Source organism: Acidimicrobiales bacterium (assembly GCA_036399815.1).
Lineage (GTDB): Bacteria > Actinomycetota > Acidimicrobiia > Acidimicrobiales > DASWMK01 > DASWMK01.
In genome coordinates this window covers 1-14,809 of sequence record DASWMK010000124.1, presented here as the reverse complement: position 1 = coordinate 14,809, position 14,809 = coordinate 1, and the positions used below count along the sequence as shown (strand labels likewise).

The following is a 14,809-nucleotide window of genomic DNA, read 5'->3' as shown; positions in this document are numbered from 1 at the left end:
CGACCGGTCCGACGGCGAGCCGGCCCTCCACGACATGATCCAGACCGACGCCCCCATCCAGCCCGGCTCCTCGGGCGGCGCGCTGGTCGACGCCACGGGCGCCGTCGTCGGCATCACCACCGCCATCGCCATCAGCGAGGTGGGCGCCGAGGGGCTCGGCTTCGCCACCCCGATCGACCTGGCCAGGGCGGTGGCCGAGGACATCGTCGCCACCGGCGAGGCCCACCACGTGTGGATCGGGGTCGAGGGGATGGACGTCGACGCGGGCGACGACGGGCCCGACCACGGCGCGCTCGTCCACCGGGTGCTCCCGGGCAGCCCGGCCGCCGAGGTGGGCCTGGCCGAGGGCGACGTGATCGTCGCCGTCGCCGGCCGGGACGTGGCGACGATGTCGGCGCTGGTCGTCGCCCTCCGCCGCCAGCGGCCCGGCGACGAGGTCGAGGTCGTCTACGTGCGGGACGGCCGGCCGAGGACCGTCACCGTCACCCTGGAGGAGAAGCCGACCGGCGACGGGTGAGGCGGCGGGCGACGAGCAGGGTGCCCGTCACCGCCCCGGCCAGCACGACGGCGGCCGCGCCGAGGAGCAGCTCCTGGCGGCGGCGGGGGCTCAGGGTGGCGAACGGGCCGGGCCGGTGGCCGGCGACGAAGGCCTCCTCGTTGGTGTGGCGGGCCGTCCAGCCGGCCGCCCTCAGCCGGTCGTTGGCGACCACCCACGGGTGGGTGAGGTAGGGCAGGAAGCTCGGCGGCACCGGGCGCAGGCCGAGGCGCCAGCGCAGGGCGGCGAGGCGGTGGGCGACCGGCTCGGGCAGGGGCAGGCGGAGGCCGGAGCCGCCGAGGGCCCGCACCTGCTCGCGGCTGATCCACCCGTCGGGGGCGACGTTGAACGGGCCGTCGAGGCCCTGGCGGGCGGCCATGGCGACGGCGCTGGCCAGGTCGTCGAAGTGGAGGTACTGGGCCGGCGGGTCCTCCACCTCGCCCTCGGGCCGGACCTCGGGGGCGTCGTTCAGCAGCGAGGCGAGCTCGGAGCAGCCGTCCTCGGCCACCGTCGGGGCCGGCCGCAGCACGGCCACGGTCGTGCCCGGGTGGGCGTCGCGGTGCTCGGCGGCCAGGCGCTCGTCCTCGGCCCGGTGCACGGCGAGGTCGAAGCCGGGGTTGGGCCGCACGGGCGCGTCCTCGGTGAGGGGGACGGGGTTGCCGGGCCAGGCGCCGTACACCGTGGCGCTCGACAGCAGGACGACCCGCCGGGCGCCGACGGCGCCGGCCGCGTCGAGCACCCGGCGGGTGGACTCGGCGGCGAGGTGGAGGACGAGGTCGGCCCCCTCGAACAGGGCCTTCAGGTCGGCGTCGGCCAGGTCGGCGGCCACCGCCTCGACGCCCGGCGGCGGGCCCTCGACGGCCACCCGGTCGACGGCGACGACCCGGCGAAGGTCCGGGTCGCGGGCGAGGATGGCGAGGACCCGGCGGCCGAGCGGGCCGGCGGCCCCGGTGAGGACGGCGGTGGTCACCCGCCTACCATTGCCCGTCGATGGGTGACCCCGCCAGCCCCGACCCCTTCGAGGGCATCCCGCTGTTCGGGGACCTGGCCCGCATGCTCCAGCGCCAGGGCCCGGTGGCGTGGGACACGGCGAGGGCCCTGGCCGCCTCGGTGGCGAGCGGCGGCGCGCCCGAGGCCAACGTCGACCCGTTCGACCGCATGGCCTTCGAGCAGCTGGTCCGGGTGGCCGACCTGCGGGTCGCCGACCTGACCGGCCTGGCCACGAGCGTCACCGGCCGGGGCGTCACCGCCGTCACCGTCACGAGGGCCGGGTGGGCGGCGAGGACCCTCGAGGCCTGGCGGCCGCTGTTCGAGCGCCTCGCCGGGGCCCAGGCCGGGGCGGTGTCGGCCCAGGGCGACGAGGACGACGGCGACGACCCGGCGACCGCCATGCTCGGCGGCCTGCTCCAGCTGGTGGCGCCGATGATGCTCGGGATGTCGGCCGGCAGCATGGTCGGGAACCTGGCCATCCGGGCCTTCGGGCAGTACGACCTGCCCATCCCCCGGCCGCCGAGCGACGAGCTGCTGTTCGTGCCGGCCAACATCGACCGCTTCGCCGAGGACTGGAGCCTCCCCCGCGACGACGTGCGCCTCTGGGTGTGCCTGTCCGAGGTGTGCCATCACGCCGTGCTCGGCGTGCCCCACGTCCGCCGCCGGCTCGAGCACCTCGTCGGCGAGTACGTCGCCGGCTTCCGGGCCGACTCGGGCGCCTTCGAGGCCAAGCTGGAGCGGCTCGACCCGACCGACCCGCAGAGCCTGGCCTCCGTCCAGCAGCTGCTCGGCGACCCGGAGTTCCTGCTCGGCACGGCGCAGTCGCCGGCCCAGGAGGCGCTGCTGCCCCGGCTGGAGGCGCTCGTCGCCGTCGTCGAGGGCGTGGTCGACCACGTGATGGACGCCACCGGCGGGGCGCTGATGTCGTCCTACGGGATGCTGACCGAGGCGGCCCGCCGCCACCGGGTCGAGGCGGCCCCCGCCGACCGGTTCACGAGCAAGCTGTTCGGCCTCGACCTCCCCCAGCGGGTGTACGACCGGGGCGCGGCGTTCGTCGACGGCGTCGTCGAGCGGGCCGGGCGGGAGGGCCTCGAGCGCCTGTGGCGCTCCGAGCGCGAGCTGCCCACCCCCGCCGAGGTCGACGCCCCCGGCCTCTGGCTGGCGAGGATCGACCTGCTGGACTGAGCCGCTACACGTCCACGATGCGGTGGGCGGTGAGGCGGCCGGCGTGGGTCTCGAGCACGCCGATGGTCTTCGTCGGGGCCATGCGGCGCTCGGTCGGCGAGCCGGGGTTGAACAGGCGCTGGCCGTCGACGCCCTCCTCGTCCACGGGCAGGTGGCTGTGGCCGAACACGACCACGTCGGCGTCGGGGAACAGGCGGCGCAGGCGGGCCGGCCGGCCCTTCCTCGCCCCGCTGTCGTGGACCATGGCGATGCGGACGCCGTCGACGTCGAGCTCCAGCCGCTCGGGCAGGCGCCCGGCCAGCTCGAAGTCGTTGTTGCCGAGCACGGCGTGCACGGGGGCGAACCCGCCGAGCTCGTCGAGCACCTCGGGCACGAGCACGTCGCCGGCGTGGAGGACCAGGTCGGCGCGGTCGAGCGCCCCGTAGACGGCGTCGGGCAGGCGGCGGGCCGAGCCCCGCCTGATGTGGGTGTCGGACAGCACGACGATCCGGGTCACGGCGCCGCCCGCCTCCTCGTTCGCGCCGTGCGGGCCGCGGCCAGCCGGCGGCGGGCGTCGAGCCGGGCCAGGCGGTCCTTCACCGGCGACGGCGGGACGTGGTGGGGGAAGCGGCGGGCCGTCTTCTCGCCGGCCCAGTACGAGAACGCCGCGAACCCGGCGGCGGCGGCGAGGATCAGGTAGCCGAGCCGGGACGGGATCGGCACGACGACCGGCAGGAACGCCCCGGCCACCCAGATCACCTGGAAGCGGGCCTCGAACCGGGCGAAGGACCGGCCCCGGTTGGCGGCCGGGGCGTCGCGCTGGAGGATGGCGTCGAAGGCGAGCTTGCCCGCCGTCGACCCCACGCCGACCACGAGCCCGAGCAGGGCGGCCGCCGCCACCCCGCCGGCCCACGCCGAGCCGGCGCCGACGACGGCGATCAGGACCAGCCCGCCGGTGATGATCGCCTCCTCCCTGGCGCTGCGCCGCAGCCCGGGCGCCACGACCGCGCCCACCAGGCCGCCGGCCACGCTGGCGGCCAGGACCACGCCGAAGTGCCAGGCCGGCGCGTCGCCGCCCCGCAGGGCGAAGGCCAGCAGGAACGTGAGGAACCCGACCCCGCCCCGCAGGATGCCGATGGCGAACGCGGCCCACAGGATGCCGGCCGACCGCAGCTCCGACCGCTCGACGGCGTCGGCCGGCTCGGCGGCGACCGAGGCGTGCGGGAGCCGGAAGGCGACCATGGCGCCGACCCCGTGGACGAGGGCGGCGAGCCCGAGCACCCACGCCGGGCCGGCCACCTTGGAGAGCGCCACGCCGGGCACGGCGGCGACGAAGCCCATCACCCCGGACACGAGCTGGAGCTTGGAGTTGGCCTGGACCAGCTCGGCGTCGGACCGCACGGTGGTCGGCACCAGCGCGCTCTTCGCGACGGCGTAGCCCTTCGACAACACGAGCAGGGCGAACGCCTCCGGGAACAGCAGGAGGGTGTCGACGTCGTCGATCATCAGCGCGCAGATGACGGCCCTGGCGAACGCCGACACGATCACCATCCACCGCCGCCCGCCCTTCGCCCGGTCGATGGCCGGGCCGATCAGCGGGCCGACGACGGCGAACGGCGCCATCGTCAGCACGAGGTAGAGGGCGACCTTGCCCCTGGCGTCGCCGGTCGGGATCGAGAAGAACAGCGAGTCGGCGAGGGCGATGGCGACCAGGGCGTCGCCGGCCGCCGCGAGGGCGTGCGTCCGCGCCAGGCGGGTGAACGGCGTGGTGAGCAACGGCGGGTCGCCGGGCCGCCTGGCCTGGCGCAGGGGCTGCCAGCCGGGCGGGACGTCCACGACGCCATCGTAGGAGGCGCCCCCGACGCTCAAGGTGGGGCCGCGACCGGTCGATGGGCGGACATGGCCTCGGAGCTCTCGGCCCTGCTGGGCGGCGTGTACCGCGAGGACGAGCCGTCGCCGGCGCCCGCGCCGGTGGCGGCGTCGGCCCACCGCGGCCGGGGCCTGCTCCCGGACTGGGCCGACGAGTCCGTCCTCGACGCCGCCTTCGCCGACTGGGTGCCCGGCCCGCCGGCCGACGCCCCCTCGGCCGAGCGGTCGATGCTGACCGAGCTGGCCGCCGCCGCCCCCGACGCGCCCCCGGTGGTCGTCCCCGACGCCGAGCCGGCCGCGGCGGCGACGCCGGCGCCGGCCCCGGCCGCCAAGCACCCACCCGCGCCACCACCCCTCGCCGTGGAGGCCCTCCTCCCCCGGCCTCCCGGCGAGGTGGCGCCGGCCCGGCGGGCCGAGCCGGCCCGCCCCTGGCAGCGCGGCGACGACGACATCCTCCCGGCCGGCGGCCTGATCCGCCGCCGCCGCAACGGCCGCCGCCGATAGCCGCTAGGCGGGCGCCCGCCGGGGCGCCTCGTACTTGTAGCCGAGGCCCCTGATGGTGACGATCCTCGTCGGCGCGGACGGGTCGTCCTCGACCTTGGCCCGCAGCCGCTTCACGTGCACGTCCAGGGTCTTGGTGTCGCCGACGTAGTCCGAGCCCCACACCCGGTCGATCAGGGTCTCCCTCGTCAGCACCCGGCCGGCGTTGCGCAGCAGCAGGGCCAGCAGCTCGAACTCCTTCAGCGGCAGCGCGGCGGGCCGGCCCCGGATGACGACCTCGTGGCGGTCCGGGTCGAGGCGCACGTCGCCCACCTCCAGCGCCTCGCCGCCGTCCCCGTCGCCCTCGCCATCGTCGCCGGGCGAACGGCGCAGCACGGCCCGCATCCGCGCCACCAGCTCGCGCAGCCGGTACGGCTTGGTGACGTAGTCGTCGGCGCCGACCTCGAGGCCGACGACCGTGTCGATCTCGCCGGTCCTCGCCGTCACCATGATGATCGGGACGCTGGACCGCTTCCGCAGCTCCCGGCACACGTCGATCCCCGACAGCCGGGGCAGCATCACGTCGAGCAGGACGAGGTCGGGCCGCACGGCGTCGAAGGCGTCGAGGGCGGCCTGCCCGTCCCTCGCCACCTGCACGCTGAACCCCTCCCGGGCGAGGCCGACCGTGAGCGCGTCGACGAAGGAGTCCTCGTCCTCGACGACGAGGACCGTCGGGCCGGCCATCAGCCGGCTTCGGCCTCGGGGGCGGCGGCCGCGCCGGGCCCGGCGGGCAGGCGGAGGGTGAACGTCGAGCCCTCGCCCTCGTGGGAGACGACGGCCACCTCGCCGCCGTGGTTGGTGGCGACGTGGCGGACGATGGCGAGGCCGAGGCCGGTGCCGCCGGTCTCCCGGCGCCGTGCCCGGTCGACCCGGTAGAAGCGCTCGAAGACCCGGTCGAGGTCGCGGGTGGGGATGCCGACCCCGGCGTCGGCCACCCGGATCTCGACCCAGGTGCCGTCGGTCGCCGCCGACACGTCGACCGGGCTGCCGTCGTCGGAGTACTTCACGGCGTTCTCGAGGAGGTTGTAGAGCGCCGAGACGACCTGGCGGCGGTGGCCGAGGATGCTGAGGTGGCGGGGCGGCTCGTCGACCCGCAGGTCGATGTCGCGCTGCTCGGCGGCCGGCCGGATGCGCTCGACGGCCTCGGCCACGACGAGGTGGACGGGCACCGGCTCCCTGGCCGGCGTCTCCTCGGCCTCGATGCGGCTGAGCTCGAGCAGGTCGTCGATGGTCCGCCCGACCCGCAGCGCCTCGCCGTGCATGCGGGCGGCGAGGCGCCGGCCGACGTCCTGGTCCTCCTCGGACAGCAGGGTCTCGGCCAGCAGGGCGAGCGCGCCGACGGGGGTCTTCAGCTCGTGGCTGATGTTGGCGACGAAGTCCCGCCGGATGGCCTCCAGCCGGCGCCGGTCTGACACGTCGTCGACGACGGCGAGGGCGCCGGTCGTGCGGTGCCCGTTGTCGAGGGGGACGCTCGTCAGCACCAGCGTGCGCCGGGGCGGGCCGAACAGCTCCAGGGTGCGGGTGCCGCCCCGGCCGTCGAGGGCGGCGGCCCGCAGCTCGTCGAGGGCCTGCTCGACCAGCGCGTCCGCATGGCGGGCGGCGACGTAGGCGCCGGCCCGCTCGTTGCGGTACACGAGCTCGCCGTTCTCGTCCCACACGAGCACGCCCTGGGGGATCGTGGCGAGGGCCTGGGCCATGCGGCCCTCGGCCGTCGACGCCTCGCCGCCGCGCATGACGGCCTGCTCGACGGCCCGCTCGAGGCGGCCGAGCGTCTTCTCGAGGCCCCTCGGCTCGCTGGCCGGCGGGGCGTCCTCCAGCCGGGTGGCCGCCGTCGACACCCGGCGGACCAGCGCCCGGCGCCGCCGCCACACGAGCAGGGCGAGCAGCAGGAGGGCGGCGCCGATCCCGCCGGCCAGCCAGGGCAGGTCGGCGTCGGCGACGACGAGGTCGGCGAGCACCGCGGCCACCTAGGCCGTCCTCCTCGACAGGTGGGCCTCCAGGACCTCGGCGACCGGCACCGGCTCGGCGGCCCGGATGCCGGTGATCGAGGTGACCGCGGCCCAGCCGGCCTTCACCAGCGCGGTGTCGGTGTCGGCCGGGAGGGGCTCGCCGGTGTCGCGCAGCTCCATCTGGAGGCGCCCGTCGCCGGCCTCGACCATGGCCGACCGCACCGTGCCGAACGTGGCGAGGCGGGCCCACCGCACGCCCTTCACCTCGTCGATGGGCAGGTTCGGGACGTTGAGGTTGAGGACCGTGCGCCGGGGCGCGCCGGCCAGCCAGCCGACGGCCGCGGCGGCCAGCTCGGCGGCCGTCTCGAACGGCCACGGCGGGCCGCCGGCCATGCTCACGGCGATGGCCGAGCACCCGAAGTTGGCGCCGGTGAGGGCGGCGCCCACCGTGCCAGAGTGCAGCACCGACCGGCCGGTGTTCCCTCCCGGGTTGATGCCGGAGGCGACGAGGTCGGGCACCTCGCCGAAGCCCCCCATGCGGGCGGCCATCACGGCCAGCGCCGGCGGCCCGGCCACGGCCCAGGCCGGCACGCCGTCGAGGCCGGGCAGGGTGACCCGCCGCACCTCGAGCTGGTCCTCGTAGCCCAGGCGGCCGATCGCCGCGCCGGCGCCGCTCATGTCCTCGGCCGGGGCGGCGACGAACACGTCGTGCCCGTCGTCGACCAGCGCCCTCGCCAGGGCGTGCAGCCCCGGGGCGTCGACCCCGTCGTCGTTCGTCACCACGATGCGCACCGTCAGCCGGCCTCCTCGACCCGGACCGCTTCCCTGGCCGCCCCCGCGTGCTCGGGCAGCCACCCCGTCACCATGTACCGCACCCGCTCGCCGATGTTGACCGCATGGTCGCCGATCCGCTCGTAGTAGCGGCCGATCAGGGCCAGCTGCACGGCGCAGGGCAGGTCGACGGCGCCCTCGGCGTGGCACCGGAAGATGGCCTGGATGAAGTCGGCGTGCACCTGGTCGAGGTCGTCGTCCATGTCGTCGAGCGCGGCGGCGAGGCTGTCGTCGCCCTCGGCGTAGGCGTCGAGGGCGTGGCGGAACAGGCGCTGGGCCTGCTCGGCCATCCGCTCCACGTACCCACGGATGACCGGCGACAGCTCCGCCCCGTACATGCGCCTCGCGCCCTTGGCGATGTTGACGACGAGGTCGGCCGACCGCTCGATCTCCGACACGAGGCGGATGGCGGTGACGATGGCCCGCAGGTCCCTCGCCATCGGCTGCTGGAGGGCGAGGAGCTGGTAGCAGCGCTCCTCGATGTCGAGGCTCAGCGCGTCGAGCGCGTCGTCGCCGACGATCAGCTCGTCGGCCGCCCTCAGGTCGCCGGCCAGCAGCACGTCGGTACCGCGCGGGATGGCCTCGGTGGTCATGGCGGCCAGGCGCACGATGTCGCGGGCCACCTCGTCGAGCTGGTGGTGGAACGTTCGTCGGATGTCGGGCATCTCCGCACCTCCGGAGGCCTCAGCCTCGCGCCCGTCGCCCACCCGCGCTACCCGACCCGGCCGGTGACGTAGTTCTCGGTGCGGCGGTCGGCCGGCGTCGAGAAGATCCGCTCGGTGGCGTCCATCTCGACCAGCACGCCCGTGCGGGCGTCGGACCGCCCGTCGACCTCGGTGGTGAAGAACGCGGTGCGGTCGCTGACCCTCGCCGCCTGCTGCATGTTGTGGGTGACGATCACGATCGTGAAGTCGGCCTTCATCTCCTGCATGAGGTCCTCGATGTGGGCGGTGGCGATCGGGTCGAGCGCCGAGCACGGCTCGTCCATCAGCAGCACCTCGGGGTCGACGGCGATGGCCCGCGCGATGCACAGCCGCTGCTGCTGCCCGCCGGACAGGCCCATGGCCGAGGACCGCAGCCGGTCCTTCACCTCGTCCCACAGGGCGGCCCGCCGCAGCGACCGCTCGACCACGTCGTCGAGGCCCCGCTTCACGCCCGCCACCCGCGGCCCGTAGGCGACGTTGTCGTAGATCGACTTCGGGAACGGGTTGGGCTTCTGGAACACCATCCCGATGCGCCGCCTGACCTCGACGGCCTCGACCCTCGGGTCGTACAGGTCCACGCCGTGGTAGCGCACCGAGCCCTCGACCCTGGCCGACTCGACGAGGTCGTTCATGCGGTTGAAGCAGCGCAGCACGGTGGTCTTGCCACAGCCCGACGGCCCGATGAACGCCGTGATCTCGTTGCCCCGCACGGCCAGGGTGACGTCGCGGACGGCGGTGAACGCGCCGTAGCGGACGGTCAGGCCCCTCACGTCGAACACGGTGGCCGGCCCTCCGGCCGCCGGCGCCGGTGCCGGTGCCGGCGCCTGGCCCACCATCGCGTCGGTCACGGCTGCCTCCTCTTGTCGTACCGGTTCCGCAACAGGATGGCCGCCGTGTTGGCCAGCAGCAGGACCCCGAGCAGGACCACGATCGTGGCCGACGCCAGGTCCAGGTAGCCCTCGCGGAAGTTGCGGGTGAACGTGTAGATCTCCATGGGCAGGGCCGTGAACCGGTCCTGGAAGCGCTCGGCCAGGCCCTGCTCGCCCCGGATGATGAGGCCGGTGACGGCGCCGATGACGATCAGCGGCGCGGCCTCGCCGACGGCCCTGGAGAAGGCGAGGACGGTGCCGGTCAGGATGCCGGGCGCGGCGTAGGGCAGCACGTGGCCCCGCGTGACCTCCCACCGGGTGGCGCCGACGGCGAAGCCGGCCTCCCGGAGGCTGCCGGGCACGGCCCGCAGGGCCTCGGCCGCCGTGATCACGACGATCGGGAGGACGAGCACCGCCATCGTCAGGCCGCCGGCGACGAGGCTGCGGCCGTTCGACGACGGGCCGGTGACCTCGCCCATGGCCTCCACGAAGATGGCCAGCCCGAGCAGGCCGTAGACGACCGACGGCACGCCGGCCAGGTTGCGGATGTTGACGTTGACGAACCGGGTGAAGCGGGTGTCGCCGGCGTACTCCTCCAGGTAGACGGCGGCGCCGACCCCGATCGGGAACGACAGCACGGCGACGAACAGGAGGATGCCGAGCGAGCCGAAGATGCCCTGGGCCAGGCCGGTCCGCTCGGCCGTGGCCGCCAGCTCGCCGGTGAACAGGTCGGTGCCCCGGTCGGCGACGACGGGAACGCCGTCGACCAGCACCGTGGCCAGCAGCCACACGAGCACGCCGAGGCACAGCAGCAGGGCGAGCAGCACGCCGGCCTCGAAGGCCAGCCCGCCGACCGACGTGCGCCGCCCGCGCAGCTGGCGCTCGACCAGGTCGGTCGGGGTGGCCCGGACGCTCGCCGCCGGGCCCATCAGTAGCGGTGCCGGACCCGGCGGACGAACCGCTGGCCGACGAGGTTGAGGGTCATGGTGACGGCGAACAGCAGCGCGCCGACGAGGTAGAGGCTGTCGGCGGTCGCGCCGACGACGCGGTCGGTGCCGCTGACGAGCGTGGCCATCGCCGCCGTCATCGTCAGCCCCGGCTCCCTCGGGTCGAGCACGAGCGCCGACCCGTTGCTGGCCCCGGCGGCGAGGGTGACGACGAGCGTCTCGCCGATGGCCCGGGACACGGCGATCACGAAGGCGGCGACGATGCCGGACACGGCGGCCGGGACGACGACCCTGGCCGACACCGCGGCGCGCCGGGAGCCGAGCCCGTAGGCCGCCTCCCGCAGCGACCGGGGCACGGCCCGGAGGGCGTCCTCGGAGATCGACGCCACGATGGGCACGCACAGGATGCCGACGCCGATGCCGGCGGCCAGCAGGTTCTGGCGGTCGGCGTCGCCGAACACCCGCTGCACGAGCTCGGGGTTGACGACGTTCAGCGCGAAGAAGCCGAGGACCACGCTCGGGATGCCGGCGAGGATCTCGAGGGCCGGCTTCAGGGCGCGGCGCACGCCGGGCGGCGCGTACTCCGAGAGGTACACGGCCGCGCCGAGGCCCAGGGGCGCGGCGACGAGCATGGCGATGCCCGACGTGAGGAGGGTGCCGGTGACGAGCGGGCGGAGGTCGAACTCGCTGCGACGGGGGAACCAGCCGCCCGACCACAGGTCGGCCGGGTCGACCTCGGCCAGGAAGGCGACGGCCTTGCTGACGAGCGTCCACACGATCAGCGCGCTGACGACGAGCGACACGGCCGCCGCGCCGGCCAGGGCGCGGCGCACGACCCGCTCCCGCCGCAGCCGCCGGCGGTCGCCGCGCAGGTCGGCGACGGTCAGCACGGCCCCCACGCCTCAGCCCTCCCTGGCGCCCGTGGCCCGGTCCTCCCAGGCCTGCCGGGTGGCGGCCACGTCCTCCTCGGACAGGGCCACGTAGCCGCTGGCCTCGACGGCCGAGAGGCCATCGCCGAGGTAGTAGTCGACGAACTCGGCGACCACCGGCTTCTCGGCCGCGCTGGCCAGGTTCACGTAGAGGTACAGCGAGCGGGACAGGGGGTAGTCGCCGGAGCGGATGGTGTCGGGGGTGGGCGCCACGCAGTCGGACTCCCCGTCGCTCACCGGGACCTCGCGGATGCCGTCGCCGGCGCTCTCGGCCACGCCGAACCCGACCCAGCCGAGCGACGACTCGCTGCCCTCGACGGCGGCGACGATCTGGTTGTCGTCCGAACTGGCGTCGTAGTCGGCCCTGGTCGAGCCGGCCAGGTCCTCCTCCAGCGCGCCGGCCTCGACCCGGGATTCGGCGATGCCCTTCAAGGCGATCTCCACGAACGAGTCGTAGGTGCCGGACTCCTCGCCGGGGCCGGCCACGTCCAGGGGCCGGTCGGGGTAGGGGGCGTTCGGGGCGCCGACCTCGGCGGCGAGCGCGTCGGCGTCGCTCCACGAGTCGAACCCCTCGCTCTCGGGGCCCACGAGCGCGTAGAGGTCGGCGAAGGCCAGGCAGGCGGGCGGGTCGGGGTTGGCCGCGCTCGTCATCACCGTCAGGCCGTCGATGCCGATCCGCAGCTCGACGTACCCGATGCCGTTCTCCTCGCAGATCCCGCCCTCCTCGGGGTCGTCGGCGTGGATCGGGCGGGAGGCGTCGGCGATGTCGATCTCGCCGGCGCAGAACAGCTGGAAGCCGTCGCCGGTCCCGGGGCCGTCGACGGTGATGTCGGCGTCGCCCGGGAAGGCGTCGCCGACGGCCACGGAGATGGGCTGGACGGTCGACGAGCCCGAGATGACGATCGAGCGCTCGTCGCCGCCGCCCGAACCGCCGCAGGCGGCGACGGCGAGGGTGGTGGCGGCCAGGACGGCGATGCCGGTGGTGCGCACGGGACCGACGCTAGGGACGGCGGGTGTCGCGGGAGCCAGGCCCCGGTGAACCCGAGGTGAACGGCCGGCCAACGTTGGCGGCCAGCCGGTCCGCGGGCGGCGGGTGGCCGGAGAGGAGGCGCTCGACGGGGCCGGGGTCGAGGCGCCGGGCGAGGCGCCGGGTGGCGGCGGCGAGGGCGGCGGGGTCGGGCAGGCGGGAGGCGGCCTCGGCGTCGGCCCGCCGCTCCATGGCCCGGGACAGGGCGGCCAGCGGGACGGCGGCGGCCAGGGCGAGCACCCGGCCGGCGGCGAGCAGGGCGGGGAGGGACGCCGGGTCCCGCAGCCGGCCGGCCGGGAACAGGGCGCCGAGCACGGCCGCGCCGGCCAGCGCGGCCGCCGCCGTCGCCGCCGCCTGCACGGCGGCGTCGTGGTGCCTCGTGTGGGCGGCCTCGTGGGCGAGGACGGCGGCCAGCACGTCGGGCGGCCCGGCGACCACCTCCTCGGCGACGACCACCCGGCGGGCCGGCCCGATGCCGACGGCGGCGGCCCCGTGGCCGCGGCGCCCGGCGGCCCAGGGGCGGGCGGCGGCGAGCGGCTCGACCACCCCGGCGATCGCGCCGGCGGCCACGGCCACGGCCCAGGCGGCCAGCCACCAGGCGCCGGGCGCGGCCCGCACGGCCCAGCCGACGACGGCGCCGAGGGAGAGGCCGGCGGCAAGCGACAGCGCCGCCCCGGCCGCCGTGCCGGCCACCACCCGCCGTCGATCCCGGCCCTCGGCCCGGTCGGCGAGCGCGTCGAGGGCCGGGTCCCAGGCGAGCGACAGCGCCTCCAGCCCGGCGACGACCAGCACCAGGCGGGGGAACCAGGCGGTCACGCCGGCCCCGTCCGCCAGCCGCCCGGCCGCGCCCGTCGCGGCGACGGCGGCCAGCGTCCCCGTGCCGGCCAGCCACCGGGCCGCCCGGATGCGGGCCAGCCGGCCGCCGACCCGGCGGTCCTCGGCCAGCTCGGCGGGGTCGAACCAGTCCGCGGGGTCGGCCCGCCGGGCCACTACAGGTGCGGGCGGAGGGCGGCGACCACGCCGTGGTCGTGCTCGTGGGTGAGCGCGCCGGCGGCCTCGTCGAGCGCCACCCAGCGCACCTCGTCCACCTCGTCGTTGGGGATGAACGAGCCGTCCTCGACGGTCATCGCCCAGTACGTCACCCGCTTGTCCCTGCCCCGGTCGTCGAGGTAGCGCGTCGACCCGAGCTCGGGGCCGAGCCGGCAGCGGTGGCCGGTCTCCTCCTCCACCTCCCGGAGCGCGCCGTCGGGCAGCGACTCGCCGGCGTTCAGCTTCCCCTTGGGCAGCGACCAGTCGTCGTGCTTGGGCCGGTGCACGAGCAGGACCTCGACGGCCTCGCCGGTTCGGCGCCACACGACCCCGCCGGCGGCGAGGACCTCGGGCTCGCCGGTCACGCCAGCCACGCGGCCCGCTCGACGGCGTCGGCCCAGGCCGCCGGCCACCGGGCGGTGGCCTCCTCCGCCCTGGCCCTCGCCGGAGCGGGGTCCTCCCCCGCGGCGGCCAGCCAGTCGGCGGCCAGCAGCGCGTCCCGGTGGTCGCCGAGCACCCGCCGGACCCGGCCGAGGGCCACCGACAGCGCGGCGGCCGGGTCGCCCACGCCGGGCACGGCCAGCTCGGCCGCGTCCCTCGCCGCGGTGACGAGCCGTCGGAGCCGGTCGGGCGGGGCGTCGGCGGGGTCGCCGCCGACGGCGGCGGCGAGCTCGGACCAGGCCCCGGCCACCATCCGGGGCAGCACCTCGGCCGCGCTGGCCCCCGCCTCGGGCCCGCGCGGCGGGTCGGCGGCCAGCGCCACCAGGTCGTCGAGCAGGCGCAGCCACGGCTCGCCGTCGAGGGCGGCCGCGGCCGCCCCGGCCGCCGCCGTCCGCTCCTCGGCGGCGCGCGCCGCCGGCGCCCCAACTGCGACCACGCCGACCGTCGCCGCCACCCGCTCGGCCAGGCGGGCCGGGGTCAGCGCGTCGACGGCCCAGCCGGCGGCGTCCCTGACCGGTTCGGACACCTCCCGGTCGAGCACCGGCGCCAGCGTCCGCAGCGCCGAGCGGGCCAGCCGCAGGCCCCGGCGCAGCGCCAGCACGCCCTTGCCGGGGTCGGCCGTCACCAGCAGGTCGCCCGCCCTGGCCTCGCGCACGGCGTCGACCAGGGCGGCCGCCGCCACGTCGGCCACGAGGGGGTCGTCGGGCACCTCGACCGGCACCAGCTCGGGCGGGGCCGCGGCCCGCTCCCCGAGCGCCCGCACCAGCTTCGGCACCGGGGCCGCCGGGTCGGCGCCGGCGGCGACGAGCCGCTCGACGAGCGCCGGCAGCAGGTCGGCGCCGCCGTCGGCCACCACCTCCGCCTCGATCTCCCGGAAGCGGGCCACCTCGCGGTCGCCGTCGAGCACGACGACCTCGTCGTCGACCACCTCCACCCGGCCGGCGACGACCACCGGCCGCCTGGCCGTCGTCAGCCGGGCCACCGG

Annotated in this window: 17 protein-coding genes; 3 read left to right on the top strand and 14 right to left on the bottom strand. The window is 76.6% G+C overall.

Annotation, left to right across the window (positions count from 1 at the left end):
- A partial coding sequence (locus tag VGB14_08630; protein ID HEX9992977.1) for a PDZ domain-containing protein occupies positions 1-517 on the top strand: 517 nt, incomplete at its 5' end.
- On the opposite strand, the gene VGB14_08625 is transcribed toward VGB14_08630, so the two are convergent.
- On the bottom strand, positions 483-1,505 hold the full coding sequence (locus tag VGB14_08625; protein ID HEX9992976.1) for an NAD-dependent epimerase/dehydratase family protein: 1,023 nt from the start codon (positions 1,503-1,505) through the stop codon (positions 483-485). The two genes, VGB14_08630 and VGB14_08625, sit on opposite strands and share 35 nt — an antisense overlap.
- 20 nt (positions 1,506-1,525) lie before the next feature.
- On the opposite strand from VGB14_08625, the gene VGB14_08620 reads away from it, so the two are divergent.
- Positions 1,526-2,710: a zinc-dependent metalloprotease gene (locus tag VGB14_08620; protein HEX9992975.1), complete on the top strand. Its 1,185-nt coding sequence runs from the start codon at positions 1,526-1,528 to the stop codon at positions 2,708-2,710.
- A gap of 4 nt (positions 2,711-2,714) precedes the next feature.
- On the opposite strand, the gene VGB14_08615 is transcribed toward VGB14_08620, so the two are convergent.
- Entirely contained in the window at positions 2,715-3,206 is a 492-nt protein-coding gene (locus tag VGB14_08615) for a metallophosphoesterase family protein (GenBank protein ID HEX9992974.1), read from the bottom strand.
- Positions 3,203-4,525 carry an MFS transporter gene (locus VGB14_08610; protein ID HEX9992973.1) on the bottom strand — a complete coding sequence of 441 codons (1,323 nt, stop codon included), beginning with the start codon at positions 4,523-4,525 and terminating at the stop codon, positions 3,203-3,205. Before VGB14_08610 ends, VGB14_08615 begins: the two co-directional genes overlap by 4 nt.
- 63 nt (positions 4,526-4,588) lie before the next feature.
- On the opposite strand from VGB14_08610, the gene VGB14_08605 reads away from it, so the two are divergent.
- The gene (locus tag VGB14_08605; GenBank protein ID HEX9992972.1) at positions 4,589-5,062 is read left to right on the top strand and encodes a hypothetical protein; all 474 of its coding nucleotides are present in this window, start codon (positions 4,589-4,591) and stop codon (positions 5,060-5,062) included.
- A gap of 3 nt (positions 5,063-5,065) precedes the next feature.
- Here VGB14_08605 and VGB14_08600 read toward each other — a convergent pair whose 3' ends face one another.
- The 11 genes from VGB14_08600 to VGB14_08550 form a co-directional block, all read right to left on the bottom strand.
- Entirely contained in the window at positions 5,066-5,782 is a 717-nt protein-coding gene (locus VGB14_08600) for a response regulator transcription factor (protein HEX9992971.1), read from the bottom strand.
- Positions 5,782-7,065, bottom strand: coding sequence for an ATP-binding protein (locus tag VGB14_08595; GenBank protein HEX9992970.1), 1,284 nt, complete (start codon positions 7,063-7,065; stop codon positions 5,782-5,784). Before VGB14_08595 ends, VGB14_08600 begins: the two co-directional genes overlap by 1 nt.
- The gene (locus tag VGB14_08590) at positions 7,066-7,830 is read right to left on the bottom strand and encodes a 5'/3'-nucleotidase SurE (protein ID HEX9992969.1); all 765 of its coding nucleotides are present in this window, start codon (positions 7,828-7,830) and stop codon (positions 7,066-7,068) included. It lies immediately after the preceding gene.
- Between the two features lie 11 nt (positions 7,831-7,841).
- A complete protein-coding gene (phoU, locus tag VGB14_08585; protein HEX9992968.1) occupies positions 7,842-8,543 on the bottom strand; it encodes a phosphate signaling complex protein PhoU in 702 nt (233 codons plus the stop codon).
- Positions 8,544-8,590: 47 nt separating this feature from the next.
- Complete coding sequence (gene pstB / locus VGB14_08580; protein HEX9992967.1) at positions 8,591-9,430, bottom strand: phosphate ABC transporter ATP-binding protein PstB; 840 nt, start codon at positions 9,428-9,430, stop codon at positions 8,591-8,593.
- Positions 9,427-10,380 carry a phosphate ABC transporter permease PstA gene (pstA, locus tag VGB14_08575; GenBank protein HEX9992966.1) on the bottom strand — a complete coding sequence of 318 codons (954 nt, stop codon included), beginning with the start codon at positions 10,378-10,380 and terminating at the stop codon, positions 9,427-9,429. Before pstA ends, pstB begins: the two co-directional genes overlap by 4 nt.
- The gene (gene pstC, locus VGB14_08570) at positions 10,380-11,297 is read right to left on the bottom strand and encodes a phosphate ABC transporter permease subunit PstC (GenBank protein ID HEX9992965.1); all 918 of its coding nucleotides are present in this window, start codon (positions 11,295-11,297) and stop codon (positions 10,380-10,382) included. The genes pstA and pstC overlap by 1 nt, the downstream gene beginning before the upstream one ends.
- A 3-nt stretch (positions 11,298-11,300) precedes the next feature.
- Positions 11,301-12,317 (bottom strand): substrate-binding domain-containing protein, encoded by a 1,017-nt coding sequence (locus VGB14_08565; GenBank protein ID HEX9992964.1) that lies wholly within the window; start codon positions 12,315-12,317, stop codon positions 11,301-11,303.
- Between the two features lie 10 nt (positions 12,318-12,327).
- Positions 12,328-13,344, bottom strand: a complete 1,017-nt coding sequence (locus VGB14_08560; protein ID HEX9992963.1) for a M48 family metalloprotease — start codon at positions 13,342-13,344, stop codon at positions 12,328-12,330.
- Positions 13,344-13,757: an NUDIX hydrolase gene (locus tag VGB14_08555; protein HEX9992962.1), complete on the bottom strand. Its 414-nt coding sequence runs from the start codon at positions 13,755-13,757 to the stop codon at positions 13,344-13,346. The genes VGB14_08560 and VGB14_08555 overlap by 1 nt, the downstream gene beginning before the upstream one ends.
- The coding region (locus tag VGB14_08550) for a CHAD domain-containing protein (GenBank protein ID HEX9992961.1) at positions 13,745-14,809 on the bottom strand (1,065 nt) is incomplete at its 5' end. The genes VGB14_08550 and VGB14_08555, both read right to left, overlap by 13 nt.